2 protein-coding genes are annotated in these 15,773 nt (G+C 45.1%); one reads left to right on the top strand and one right to left on the bottom strand.

Features of this window, described 5'->3' with window-relative positions; all coding sequences use genetic code 11:
* Window positions 1-45 precede the first annotated feature (45 nt).
* On the bottom strand, window positions 46-14,061 hold the full coding sequence (locus tag MSG33_RS09165; RefSeq protein WP_248380748.1) for a tandem-95 repeat protein: 14,016 nt from the start codon (window positions 14,059-14,061) through the stop codon (window positions 46-48).
* Between the two features lie 400 nt (window positions 14,062-14,461).
* Here MSG33_RS09165 and MSG33_RS09160 point away from each other — a divergent pair, with 400 nt between their 5' ends.
* Complete coding sequence (locus MSG33_RS09160) at window positions 14,462-15,772, top strand: TolC family outer membrane protein (protein WP_005395046.1); 1,311 nt, start codon at window positions 14,462-14,464, stop codon at window positions 15,770-15,772.
* Window position 15,773 lies beyond the last annotated feature (1 nt).

The raw sequence follows: 15,773 nt of genomic DNA, 5'->3' as shown, positions 1-15,773 counted from the left end.
ATGCTAGACCTTTTTTGATTTTCAATTTTCCCTGTGACTAGACTACTACATGTCTTTGTATTGCGCTTCTAAACTTGCAATCAGACTTTGAGTCACATCATCGACACTTGCACCATCAAAATGGATGTCCAATGTCGAGCCGCCTTTCGTAATACTCAAGTTCGCTTCCGAGCCGCCATCTGGTGCCACTTCTACGTGATACTCTCCGACATCACCAGTATGATCACCGGACTGAAGATCAGTAAGAAGCTCTCCAATTTCATCTTTAGATAAGTCATCAAACAGATCGGAGAAGTCTAAAGTATCCTCATCTTTGTTGAAATCAGTAACCGTATCAACCTCGTTGGTCACTTCACTCCACTTAAAGATGTCAGAGCCCTCATCTCCCGTTAAGATATCATTACCTAAACCACCAATCAGAATATCATCACCTTCACCGCCAACGAGTATGTCGTTACCACCCTGACCAAACAGTAAATCGTTGCCAGCACCACCAGATAAGTTATCCGACTTATCACCTTGGTGAGATTGGTTGAATTCTTCTAAGTTATTTTTAACGTATTCATGGATGTCTTCACCATCAATGGTAGAAACATCTTGACCCGTTTGCTGTGCCACATGTGATTGAATCGCACTCAAACCTTGCTCATTACCGCCAAATTCAATTAAATCACCCAGCAAGATATCGTCACCTTCTCCACCCTGAATAGTGTCTGAGCCTTGTTTTAGGGGCACATCTTGACCCAATATCGTTTCAGCAAGTTTAGTAACATCGATATCTGACTCTACCACACCATCAGTGTCATACTGCTTAAGTGTTTGTTCATCAACACCACTACCAAGACCTATCGACTCTACTGAAGACAATGCTGCTAACACTTGATACATATGTTGAGCTTGTGTTGAGCTACCACCTTCATCGTAGTAACGGATAGAACCATTATATCTGTCGATATCACCAAGGGTTCTGCCTGTTAGCGGTGAATATACCTGACCGTAACTATCTATAACGACGTCACCTTTGTAGGTAACCGTCTGTCCGTATGAATAACTACTGTTACTAACTATATCTTGCAGGGTAACAAGCTTGCCAGAATCATCGACATCCAAAATCACTTTCGAGAATTCATTCGGCGCTAAATGATAGAGATGCGTTGCTCTATTTGGTTGACCATCAGTAACAAAGTACGTGATATTTTGGCCATTAGGGTTAGGTTGACTGCTAAACCATTCAACAGCTGACTGTAAACCCGCCTCATAGTTTGTGCCGCCGTCACCCTCATCACCTATAGCACTATTCAGTTCTTTTACAAACTCATCTCTTGCTGTTGGAGAACTCAAGTCAACGGAAATAACTGCTGACGCACTTGAAGCAAACTCACTGAGGTGAATATTCACTGTTCCAGGCTTCTCACCCTGATTTGCAGCGCTTAACAGTTCATCAAACACATCTAGCACTTCTTGCTTAGCAGTTCCTACCCAGTTACCCATGCTCCCTGAAGTATCCAAAACAAAGGCGATGTTGTAGTCCTGACCCGCAATAATCTCCAATCCTTGGACATCGCCAACAATAATATCGTGATCGTCACTGCCCGTTATCTGATCGTTCCCATGTGAACCCGACTCTAGAACATAGTCACGAGCTGTAAGCTCAACAGACTCTGTTGTTGAAGCAGCATCATTATTTGCTTCTTCAACCGACGTCGCGGTAACGCTTAGTGGGAACTCTAGACTACCTTCATAATCAAACGGCACTCTGATATCTAAAGAGACCTTACCGTTAGCATCCAAAGTGACAAGGTAATTACCGTTTGCGTCCTGATTAACGGCATGTCCATCGATATACAGCTCTACACCATCCGGCAAACCTTCCACAAAAACAGTTTGCGCCAAACTTTCACTTCCATCGACATCAACCAAATCAACGTTAATATCAACGGGAATCCAACGCTCTTGAAGCACTTCATAGGTGCCGTCGGGCTTCAATTCAACGACTTTGTCTGCAAAAACAATTCGTTCAATTTCATATAAGTGATCACCACGATCATCACTACCTGTGTGGTCGTTTACCGAATCGATAGAACGATTATCTAGCAAAATCCAATATGGGACTTGACCTCCATGATCGTCTTTGAAGGTCATTTTGTAGTCACTGAAGTTTCCAGTTAAGTAAACCGTATCTTGGCCATCATAATCTGTAATAGTGGACGCATCATCACCATAGAAAGAGTCGTTATTACCACCGCCAATAAATACGTCATCACCGCCGCCACCGTAGAAGGTGTCATTGTAATCAGTCCCAACGAATAAGCCATCGGTATCACTTCTGTCGTTGTTGTCTCCTAGCATCACTCCGGCGTATGAGTGATTTTTTTGTACGACATCATCCAAACCAAGATCAGCAGCGACGAGTTCATTCTCTGTAGGCGTTTTATCTATCGCAGAAGTGGCTAAGTTGTGATTAGGATCAACAGCATCTCTCTTTACTAACTCTCCAACATTAATCGTGATCGCAGGGGCATCTGCAACTGCGACAACGTTGATATCAAGCGTATTTGTTGCGCCAGTATTTGTGGTGTAATTAATTAATGGAACATCACCTGACCAGTGCTCGGTAGGTTCAAATACGTAACTACCATCTTGGTTTACTAATAAAGTGCCACTAGTCAAAGATACGTTTTCACCTACCGCATAGTCAGTGCCATTAATAGTAATGTGATCAACCATCAGAAGGTTGTCGTCATCAGAGTCATTACGCAATACGTTACCCTGTAGCGAATTATCTTCGTTGGTCTTACCAATATCACTTTCCGTTTCCGTCGGTAAGTTCTCATGTACTACAACATTGATCGCTAAGTTAGACTCTGCTGAATCACCATTCGCGCGTTCTGTACTCGTTGCCGTCAAATTGATTGTGAAGTCATCATGGGAGCCAGCTGGTGGAGTCACAGTAAGTGTATCTAATGCCCAACTTGTCACGTCCAGTTCTTCATCAATGGTTGCTACAGTAATAGAACTGTTTCCATCTGAAAGGATCGCACCTACAGGTAAGCCAGTTAGCGTGACTTTAAGTGATTCAGAGCCATCTTTATCATTTAAGCTTGTTTTAATTTCAGAGAGCGGTATCGCTGTATCTTGTAACCCTTCGTTCAGCTGATATGTTTCGTAAAACGCAACACCATTAACTTCTTGTAGTTCAGACGTTCTGATATCAGTTGCTTCTAGTGCACTTTCATCACTAACTACGTAAAGACTGCTGTTGCTCAGATTGACAGGTGCTTGTCCATTAATGGATACATCCACATTAAAGTTACCCGGACCACTTTGGTTATGGTGATAAATTTCAATTGGATAAAAGCCAGATACCGAAGGGGTAAAGCTAGCACCCTTAATATCACCACTGTCACTACCCCAACGAGCTTGATCAAGTAACGTACCACCCAACTTGATTGCAAGGCTATCATCGGCTTGACCGACAAAGTCGTAACTCGAGCCAGCTTCGAGATAAACAAGAGATGTGACTAGAACGGCCTCATTTGCCAAGGTTGCATGAGTCCCTAAATCTTCCACATTTGCCCAACTCAATCGAGTACCATCGGCTTCATCAAGAGCGTTGATCGCTGAGATTAGAGTCTCTCCATTGACCCCCATACCATCACTAGAACCAACTTGAACATTACTCCATGTCGTAACGTTAAACTCTTGTTGGGGTAATGAGTTCTCGTGCGTCACTGCGATTAAGTTCGGTTTATCAGCGATAGGGTTTACGTCTATTGTCAGTGTTGACTCTTGACCGGTACTCTGTCCATCTGTTGGTTTAAAGCCAATTTGAGCGTAACTAGACTCCTGGTCTCCGACTTGATTTCCGCCGAAACTGTCACTGCCAGACTCATTTAATTCAGGTACAAAACGAACACTGTTTTCATCAAAGAGCGATTTATCAAGCACTTGATCGATTTGGACAGACTGCCAATCGCCCTGCGAATCTTTATACTCTAATGACCCATCACTAGGAAGCGTTGTGATTTGGACGGAGAGCTCTGATACGTTAGAGTCCACATCGCTAATACCGAATGATGACCAATCAAGCATCACTTGGGTATCTTCACTCATCTCAACCGCGGAAGGCGAAGATTCAGGTGCATCATTCACATTTACCAGAGAAACATTGACCTCGGCAGTATCAATCCCGCCAGTTCCATCGATAACCTCAACCTGAAGCGTATAATCGCCCAAGTCAACATCATCGATTGTCTTGTTCAATGAAATCTCTCCGCTTGTCGGGTCGATATCAAAAATACCATTAGTGGTCGAGCCATCTGCAAAGCGGTATACAAGCACGTCATTATCGTGATCTTCAGCAACGACCGTACCAATAACGGACCCACTCACCGTGTTTTCGTTAACTGACCCGAAGTCGTAAACATCATCATTTGGTTTGTCACCAGCACTATCGCCGCCAGAAATAAACTCTGGAGCGTGCTGAGCATCTATAATAGAGACTGTTGCTTCATTCGAGTCACTTGCAAGCGTCGAATCTGCACCAACCGTACCAATTAGAGTCACAGTTAGGTTTTCAAGATCTTCGTAAATACCATCATCGAGAGTTCTTATATCAATCGGCGCCGACGTTTTACCCGCTGGAATCGTGACTGTGTAAGTACTTGGAGCAATATAATCTTTGTCATCAACATTTCCGCCGATTGTGAATGTTACCAGTACATCTTCATCTGCTTTTTGGCCAATGTTGACGATAAATTTTGCATCACTACCTTCATCAACTGAGGATTGATCTGAGCCAATAGTCACTTTCGGTGCACTTTGGGCATCAACGATCACAACACTTGCGCCGTTATTTGAAGCAATGCTCGCATCAGCGCCATCCACCTCTTTAATGGTTACTGTGACAGATTCTGCGCCCTCATAAATACCATCGGTGAGCGTCAGTAAGTCAAGAGCAGCTGAAGATTGACCCGCAGGAACTTCAACACTCAGAACGCCAACAAAATCTTTTCCATCTTGGGCCACGCCACTATATTCGACATGAACCGTAACGCTCTCATCTGCAACTTTATCAAGTGTCAGCGTAAAGCCTGCCGTTTCACCTTCATTTACGCTGTTTTGATCGGCACTAATACTAACTAAAGGTGCAGGATCAGAATCCACAATATTTGCGTTACCAGTTGCAATACCATTACTGGTGACACTACCGATTTCCGTAACCGTCAGACCAAAGCTCTCATCACCTTCATGGACATTATCTAGTTTGGTCGAGACTGCGACTTTAATTTCAGCGACACCTGGAGGTATAGTAACGTCTCCATTAGGCGCTATATCTAATGTTTGAGTTTGACCATGAGTATCCACATAGGTCACTACCATAGTGCCTAGATCAACATCTTCCGCAGTATAGCTATCATTTGTTGTTGACTTCAGATTGACGACAACGGCCTCTTGAACAGGGTTAGAGAGTAAAACGGTAAATATTGCGTCAGTTCCTTCAATGACATCGCCGGCATCTACTACGCTAAGTTCTGAACTATCATTATCAAGAACTGTTGCCGTCCCCGTTTCACCGCCGAGCTCAAGAACGATCGTTTCGCTGCTTTCCACAACCAAGTCATCAATAGTCGGAATCGATATTTCGAAGCTACTTATACCTGCAGGAACAATCAAGTAACCACCTAAGAAAACAACACCATTTGTGTAGGTTGCATTTGATAGATTTACGTCATTCTTATCAACTGAAGAACCTTGAGCAAGCATATCAACTTGGTACTTAACAGCAGTACTGGTGACTTCATCTAGAACAACCGAAAAAGTGACATTGTCACCCTCAGTCACGCTATCACCGACCACAGACAGACTTGGCCCATTTTCAGCAACATTACCATCTAGCATTTCATTAACGATATTGACTGTAGATGGATCGCTAACGCCACTTTCAGAGTCGACGGCCACATATCCAAAGCTGTCCTCTGCAGGAACACCTTCTACATAACGTAACTCCCAGTTACCTTCATTTTTCGTAGAAAAATCTAACTGAGTAATGACCGAACCTTCAGGAAGAGCTAGATCTTTCCCATAACCAACGCTTGTTTCTTGGAATAGCATGAAGTTGCCTTCAGGCTTCAAAAACTCGAACGTTTGAGTCTGTTGGACATTATTTGAATCTAAGTATGTAACCGTAATAAGCGCTGCGTTGTCATCACCGTAATCAAACAATCCACCTAGTCCATCTAGTCCAAGGTTTACGCTGCCCACAGGGTTATTAGACAAATCGATCGTAATCGTTTCACCCTTCTCAATACCCTGCCCATCATTGTCAGCGATACCATTGCCGATGTGTGACACCTGGCGGTTGTATTGCGCAAGCTCATCGCTATCAGAAGAAATGGTGATAGAGGCTCCATTTGCTAAATGCTCAGTACGGGAATGTGATGGACCACCATCTTCACTTAATCCCCAGTTATTGAAATCTGTTGTAGATTCCGAGCCATTAGGCGTATTTGGACGATCTTTGATACCTAATAAGAAGCCAACATTATCAGCTTCATAGTAAAGGCTGTCTTTGTCATAAAGCGTATCGCTTACTTCTTTAATTTCGTGCAACTCACCATCACTATCTTTAAAGAATAACGTACCTGAGGTTGGCAGTTCAGTAATTCGGACATGTAGATCGTTGCCTTTTAAGTCGTCTTCAACATCCGCGATATGATCTTGAGAGTCACCGCTACCCAGAGGTTTCGTATCGGTATCAAACACAATGTGCGTAAGCTGATCATCGGCCACATGCGTAAAGTCTTCACTGTCAGGTTTGTCGTTTACTGGCGTGACATCAACTTTAACAATGGTGAATTCACTGACACCACCAGAGGTGACGATATAGGTGAAGCTGTCTGTACCGTGGTAGTTGTCGTTTGGCGTGTAGGTTACGCTGCCGTCAGGGTTGACCGAGACCGTGCCGTTAGCTGGGCCTTTATTGGTATCAAGCGACACTACTTTATCGTCGCCATCAAACGTGTCGTTACCTAAGACTTTAATGATGGTTGGCGTGTCTTCCACGACTGTCGCGCGGTCAGATTCAATATCCGCCACAGGTGCAACCGTAAAGTTCACCGTTTGGCTAATACTCTCGCCGCTTGGATCGGTGGCAGTAAAGGTTAGGATTTCTGAGCCGTTCCAGTCTGCAGTCGGAGTGATATTGGCAACGCCATTCACAATAGAGACTTGGATGTTGTTATTGCCAGAGACGGAGAATTCTAGCGAGGAATCGGAATCTTTAAATACTTCATTCAAGTCGATCGTGTATGCATCGAAATCTTCCGATAAAACTTGGTCTGCAATCGCATTTTCAACAGTCGGTGCATCGTTAACACGATTCACAATCAAACTATCACTGTCGTTAGCCGTTGGATTAACACCATCCGATACTGACGCGCTTATAGTCAGATCTTTAAGGTTGAGTTCATCGTTGTTAACTGCATCAACGCCCGCTTGAGTTAGTTTGACTTCATTGCCAACCAACACGAAGTAACCGTTTGAATTGTTCTCTAAAGAAACGGTTAATTGGTCTTCTGGCGTATCAGAATCAGCGACTTCCAACGTCGCCACTACCGTATCCGTGTTCACTGCGTCTTCAGTAATGCTTTCCACGGCATCGACCTTGATGGTTGGCGCATCGTTTACTGGGTTAACGCTAACTACCACTTTCGCTTCGTCGGTCAATTGACCATCCGTTACGATGTAGGTAATTTCAGCGTCGCCATTGAAGTTTTCTGCAGGAGTGAAAACGAGTTTTCCATCCACCACTTCAACCGTACCCTGCTCTTTAGGTACAGAGGCTGATTCAATACTCAGCTTATCGTCATCCACATCAGTGTCGTTTGGCAGAACATCAATAGTAACTGCGGTGTCTTCTTGTGTCGTAGCGATGTCATCTTTCGCCACTGGCGCGTCGTTGACCGGCGTCACATTGACTTCAACGGTAGTGAATTCGGATACACCGCCTGATGTCACGACATAAGTGAACGTATCTTTGCCGACGTAGTTGTCATCTGGTGTGTAGGTCACCGTGCCGTTGTTATTCACAATGACGGTGCCATTTTTAGGACCATTATCGGCGTCCAAAGACACCACTTTATCAGTGCCTTCGAACGTGTCGTTACCTAAGACGTTAATGATGGTTGGTGTGTCTTCGACTACATCCGCACTATCAGCCTCAATGTCAGCTACTGGTGCTACCGTAAAGTTCACCGTTTGACTGACGCTTTCACCGCTTGGGTCTTTAGCTGTGAACGTAATTGTCTCTTTGCCATTCCAATCCGCAGTCGGAGTGATGGTAGCAACACCATTCACAATAGAAATTTGGATGTTGTTATTGCCAGAGACTGAGAATTCTAGCGAGGAATCGGAATCTTTGAATACTTCATTCAAGTCGATCGTGTATGCATCGAAATCTTCCGATAACACTTGATCTGTAATGACATTATCAACTGTTGGCGCATCGTTAACACGATTCACAACCAAGCTATCACTGTCGCTAGCCGTTGGATTAACACCATCCGACACTGACGCGCTGATAGTCAGGTCTCTAAGGTCGAGTTCATCGTTGTTAACCGCGTCAACACCCTCTTGAGTTAGCTTGACTTCATTGCCAACCAACACGAAGTAACCGTTTGAGTTGTTTTCTAGCAACACCGTAAGCTCATCTTCCGGCGTGTCAGTATCGCGAACCGTTAAGGTTGCCACTACCGTATCAGTGCTCACTGCGTCTTCAGTAATGCTTTCCACGGCATCAACCTTGATGGTTGGCGCATCGTTTACTGGATTTACTGTAACAGTTACTTTCGCCTCGTCGGTCAATTGGCCGTCCGTTACGGTGTAAGTGATTTCAGCGTCACCATTGAAGTTTTCTGCCGGTGTGAACACCAGTTTGCCTTCAACAATCTCGACTTTACCTTGTGCTTCAGGTACGGACGCCGAGTCAATAGACAGCTTATCGCCATCAATATCGGTGTCGTTTGGCAGGACATCAATCGTCACTGGTGTGTCTTCGTCAGTAACGGCATTGTCATCTTTCGCCACTGGCGCGTCATTGACTGGCGTCACATCGACGTTCACCGTGGTGGATTCCGATACCCCGCCTGACGTAACGATGTAGGTGAAGCTGTCTGTACCGTGGTAGTTGTCGTTTGGCGTGTAGGTTACGCTGCCGTCAGGATTGACCGAGACAGTACCGTTAGCTGGGCCTTTATTGGTATCAAGCGACACTACTTTATCGTCGCCATCAAACGTGTCGTTACCTAAGACTTTAATGATGGTTGGCGTGTCTTCCACGACTGTCGCGCGGTCAGATTCAATATCCGCCACAGGTGCAACCGTGAAGTTCACCGTTTGGCTGATGCTTTCACCACTTGGATCAGTAGCAGTAAACGTTAGGGTTTCTGAGCCGTTCCAGTCTGCAGTCGGAGTGATATTGGCAACGCCATTCACAATAGAGACTTGGATGTTGTTATTGCCAGAGACGGAGAATTCTAGCGAGGAATCGGAATCTTTAAATACTTCATTCAAGTCGATCGTGTATGCATCGAAATCTTCCGATAAAACTTGGTCTGCAATCGCATTTTCAACAGTCGGTGCATCGTTAACACGATTCACAATCAAACTATCACTGTCGTTAGCCGTTGGATTAACACCATCCGATACTGACGCGCTTATAGTCAGATCTTTAAGGTTGAGTTCATCGTTGTTAACTGCATCAACACCCGCTTGAGTTAGTTTGACTTCATTGCCAACCAACACGAAGTAACCGTTTGAATTGTTTTCTAAAGAAACGGTTAATTGGTCTTCTGGCGTATCAGAATCAGCGACTTCCAACGTCGCCACGACCGTATCCGTGTTCACTGCGTCTTCAGTAATGCTTTCCACGGCATCGACCTTGATGGTTGGCGCATCGTTTACTGAGTTAACGGTAACGGTCACCTTCGCTTGATCAGTCAGCACACCGTCGGTGATGGTGTAAGTGATCTCAGCATCACCATTGAAGTTTTCTCCCGGAGTGAAGACGAGTTTTCCATCCACCACTTCAACCGTACCCTGCTCTTTAGGTACAGAGGCTGATTCAATACTCAGCTTATCGCCATCCACATCACTGTCGTTTGGCAGGACATCAATCGTCACTGGTGTGTCTTCGTCAGTAACGGCATTGTCATCTTTCGCCACTGGCGCGTCGTTTACTGGCGTGACATCAACTTTAACAATGGTGGATTCACTGACACCACCGGAGGTGACGATATAGGTGAAAGTATCTTCACCATGATAGTTGTCGTTTGGCGTGTAGGTTACGCTGCCATCAGGGTTGACGGAGACTGTACCGTTAGCTGGGCCTTTACTGGTATCAAGCGACACCACTTTATCGTCGCCGTCAAACGTGTCGTTACCTAAGACGTTAATGATGGTTGGCGTGTCTTCCACAACCGTCGCTTTGTCTGCCACGATGTCCGCCACAGGCGCTACCGTGAAGTTCACCGTTTGACTGACGCTCTCGCCGTTTGAATCGGTAGCAGTAAACGTTAGGATTTCTGAGCCGTTCCAGTCCGCGGTTGGAGTGAACGTAGCAATGCCATTGACGATCGCCACTTGAATGTTGCTGTTGCCAGAGACGCTAAACGTTAACTCGCCATCGGCGTTATCCACATCGCTGAAAGCGGTATTTAGATCGATGGTGTATGGCGTGAAATCTTCCGCCAAGGTTTGGTCTGCGATGTTGCTTTCAACCACAGGTGTGTCGTTCACCGCATTCACGGTGACGGTGACCGTCGCTTGGTCAGTCAGCGAACCATCGGTGACGGTGTAAGTGATCTCAGCATCGCCATGGAAGTTCTCTGCCGGTGTGAACACCAGTTTTCCATCAATAATTTCGACTGTACCTTGTGTTTCAGGTACAGACGCTGATTGGATAGACAGCGTATCGCCATCCACATCGGTGTCGTTTGGCAGGACATCAATCGTCACTGGTGTGTCTTCGTCAGTAATCGCCGTGTCATCTTTTGCCACAGGCGCATCATTGACTGGCGTCACATCGACGTTCACCGTGGTAGACTCCGATACCCCGCCGGACGTAACGATGTAGGTAAAGCTGTCTGCACCGTGGTAGTTGTCGTTTGGCGTGTAAGTCACGCTGCCGTCCGGGTTGACCGAGACCGTGCCGTTAGCTGGGCCTTTATTGGTATCAAGCGACACTACTTTATCGTCGCCGTCAAACGTGTCGTTACCTAAGACGTTAATGATGGTTGGTGTGTCTTCGACTACATCCGCACTGTCTGCCTCGATGTCGACTACTTGTGCAACCGTAAAGTTCACCGTTTGACTTACGCTTTCACCGCTTGGGTCTTTAGCTGTGAACGTAATTGTCTCTTTGCCATTCCAATCCGCAGTCGGAGTAATGGTAGCAACGCCATTCACAATAGAGATTTGGATGTTGTTATTGCCAGAGACTGAGAATTCTAGCGAGGAATCAGTATCTTTGAATGCTTCATTCAAGTCGATCGTGTATGCATCGAAATCTTCCGCTAGCACTTGATCTGCAATGACGTTATCGATAGTCGGTGCATCGTTAACACGATTCACAATCAAACTGTCACTGTCGTTAGCCGTTGGACTAACACCATCCGATACTGACGCGCTAATAGTTAGGTCTTTAAGGTTAAGTTCGTCGTTGTTAACTGCATCGACGCCTGCTTGAGTTAGCTTGACTTCATTGCCAGCCAACACGAAGTAACCGTTTGAGTTGTTTTCTAAAGAAACGGTTAATTGATCTTCTGGCGTATCAGTATCAGCGACTTCCAGCGTCGCCACTACCGTATCCGTGTTCACTGCATCTTCAGTGATGCTTTCTACAGCATCAACTTTGATAGTTGGTGCATCGTTTACTGGATTTACTGTAACGGTCACCTTCGCTTCGTCGGTCAATTCACCGTCCGTAACGGTGTAGGTGATTTCAGCGTCACCATTGAAGTTTTCTGCCGGAGTGAAGACGAGTTTGCCATCAACGATCTCTACTTTACCTTGCGCTTCAGGAACAGACGCAGATTGGATCGACAACTTATCGCCATCCACATCAGTGTCGTTTGGCAGGACATCAATCGTCACTGGCGTGTCTTCTTGTGTTGTTGCCGTATCATCTTTCGCCATTGGCGCATCGTTCACTGGCGTCACATCGACATTCACCGTGGTGGATTCCGATACCCCGCCCGATGTAACGATGTAGGTGAAGCTGTCTGTACCGTGGTAGTTGTCGTTTGGCGTGTAGGTTACGCTGCCGTCAGGGTTGACCGAGACCGTGCCGTTGGCTGGGCCGTTATTGGTATCGAGCGACACCACTTTATCGTCGCCTTCGAACGTGTCGTTACCTAAGAGTTTGATGATAGTTGGTGTGTCTTCCACGACTGTCGCGCGGTCAGATTCAATATCCGCCACAGGGGCAACTGTGAAGTTCACGGTTTGACTAACACTCTCGCCGCTTGGATCGGTGGCGGTAAAGGTCAGTGTTTCTGAGCCGTTCCAGTCCGCAGTTGGAGTGATCGTGGCAATACCATTGACTATCGCTACTTGAATGTTGCTGTTGCCAGATACGCTAAACGTTAACTCGCCATCGGCATTATCCACATCGCTGAAGGCCGCATTCAGATCGATCGTGTATGGCGTGAAATCTTCCGCCAAGGTTTGGTCTGCAATGCTACTCTCAACCACTGGCGTATCGTTCACGGCATTCACCGTAACTTTGACCGTCGCTTCGTCAGTCAGCGCACCATCGGTGACGGTGTAAGTGATCTCAGCGTCGCCATTGAAGTTCTCGGCTGGCGTGAACACCAGTTTACCGTCAATAATCTCGACTTGACCTTGGTCACTCGGCACAGACGCCGATTCGATGCTTAACACATCGCCATCGATGTCAGTGTCGTTTGGCAACACATCAATCGTTACTGAGGTATCTTCCTCTGTAATTGTTGCGTCATTAAGGGCAATAGGCGCATCGTTAACTGAGTTTACTGTTACCGAGACTTGAGCTTCATCCTCTAGCTCACCATCTGAGATGGTGTAGCTAATAGTTGCATTACCATTGAAGTTTTCAGCCGGAGTGAAAACAAGCTTACCATCGACAATCTCAACGATACCTTGCTTTTCTGATACAGAAGCAGAAGTAATGGATAAATCGTCACCTTCAATGTCACTGTCGTTAGCGAGCACATCAATTACAACCTGGGAATCTTCGTCAGTTTGAATCGCATCGTTAGTCGCTATTGGCGCGTCATTAACAGGCTTAATATCTAAATTAGCAGTGCCATTAATAACACCCCCATCGTCATCAATGATGTCATAGGAGAATGACACTTCAGTATCATCATCAGCTTCTGGGATATAAGTCCAAGATCCATCGTTGTTATCAATTAAAGTACCATTCCCACTCTCAATAGTGACGTTTGTAACGATAAGAGTATCAGCATCGTCAATATCGACATTCGATAGTAATTCTTCGGTAGTTATCGTGATGGGATCGCTATCTTCTTCGATAGCGCTTAATGTCACTGGAGAATTAGTAAGTGGTTTATTTGAGCCATCTCCACTGGTTTCTATATTTGTTGCGAAAAAGTCATTTAAGGTCAACGCTTGTGTTTCAGATAAACCGAGGGATTCCAAGCCAATAGTTTCAAAATTTGTTGAGGCCAGTACTTCAGTGCCATCCCGTGCAATCGTGGCACTATTTTGTAAACTTGAACCACTGTTTTCACCCGCAGCTGGCGCGAGTTCTTCATCAACTATAGAAGGGTCTTGACCTTGCTCAATAGCACCAATAATTCGTGCCACATCATCAGAAATATCTTTTGAGCCTTGCTCTTCAGTTAGTTGAATGTTCAAATTTAGAGGTGCAGCATCTGTCGTTGCCACTACCACTTCACCTGGTAGGGGCTGTTGTCCTTCTGTTAGGACTCTCAGCTCCCCATCTAAACCTATTACGACGACTTGATTACCGAGTGACACTAACGCTGTACGATCCATATAAATCTTAACCCTAAATAACTGTCAAGTTTTTGACTAACAATACTAATTTGCTATATATTGCCTGATTATATAGTGCAATAACAGCAATTTGATGCTCAATTAAGTAATTATGTGTCATACATCAATAGGAATCTATGCGCATATTTGTCTTGTTTTAATAAAAGCCACTCAACTCTTGTTAAACATCAATTTCACTTTAAAATTGGGATCCTTATTCAAAATTTATACCCACCAAATGAATTGATTTATCAAGAATGAAACAAATGAACAATGAATCAACAGGTTACTTCATCGTGTATTAATGTTATTGTGCGCTAAATTATTGACGCCCTTATAGGTATCCCACTTATAAGCCCTCTCACCTCGAGAAATTTTATTATTATCTAGGAGAATCACAGTGAAGTGGACTCGTGCCAACGCCTTTTGCATTGGTGTGTTCGCAGCTAGTCATGCTTTTGGGCAAACACTAGAGCAAGCGGTTGAAAACACATTAAAAACCAATCCTGACATCAAAAGTGCGTTCAATGAATTCGTTAGCAAGCAGTATGTGAATGAAGCATCTGGCGGTGCTTACCTCCCATCCGTAGATTTAGACGCCGGTATCGGTTATGAAGGCATTAACCCAGCAGAAGCAGGGCGAGATTCAACGGATCTGACAAGAAAAGAAGCCACCGTGACACTAACCCAGTTGATATGGGACGGTTCTGCGACACTTAACGATATGGATCGAACAGCAGCTGACGCAGAATCAGTTCGTTATCAACTGCTCGCTGATGCTCAAGACACGGCACTCGAAGTGGCAAAGGTTTACTTAGATTCAGTAAAAGCTTATGAAATTCTTACACTTTCAGAAAACAACTTGAAGGTTCATAAGAAGATCTACGAAGACATTAAAAAGCGAGTTAACTCAGGACTTGGGTCTACCGCTGACCTAACTCAAGTAGAAGCTCGTTTAGCAAAAGCTCACGGTAACTTGGTGGCGGCTCAGAACAACTTATATGACAGCCACACCACGTTTACACGCCTTGTCGGACAGTCCCCACAAGGATTGATTTTTCCGCGAGCGGACCAGAACTTTATTCCCTACACCATAGATGAAGCAATTGACTTGGCATTTGAATCGCATCCAGTAATCAAAATTTCGATGGCAGATGTAGACTCAGCTAAGTTCCAATATAAGCAATCTAAGGGAACTTACTATCCAACGATATCTGTAGAAGCGGCTCAAACGTGGCGTGATGATGCAAGCGGTATCGAAGGAAGCAGCGATGAAACGACAGCGATGCTGCGTATGCGTTACAACCTCTTTAATGGTGGTAGTGATGTCGCCAATGCTGAAAACTTTGCCTATCAACTAAACAAAGCCAAAGATTTACGAGAACGCGCATACCGCAGCGTTGAAGAAGGGCTTCGTCTATCATGGAGCGCGTTAGATTTAACGCTTCAGCAAAAAGAGTTTCTGGCGGATCACGTAGATTCGGCATCTGAAACTGTTATCGCCTACGAGAAACAGTATCGCATCGGTAAACGAACCCTTTTGGATTTGTTAAATACTGAAAACGAGTTATTTGAAGCGAGAAAAAACTACTTGGATGCTCGATATTCAGAGCAATACGCGAAATACCGTGTAATGAATGCGACCGGCCAATTGTTAAATGCCTTGCGAGTCGATGTGCCTACGGAATGGAATGAAAAGGTGGAGTACTAAT

Origin of the sequence: Vibrio sp. 1CM7H (assembly GCF_023161645.1) — a bacterium.
Taxonomy (GTDB): domain Bacteria; phylum Pseudomonadota; class Gammaproteobacteria; order Enterobacterales; family Vibrionaceae; genus Vibrio; species Vibrio diabolicus.
The sequence above is the reverse complement of the archived record's forward strand: the minus strand, read 5'-3'. Positions and strand labels throughout refer to the sequence as shown.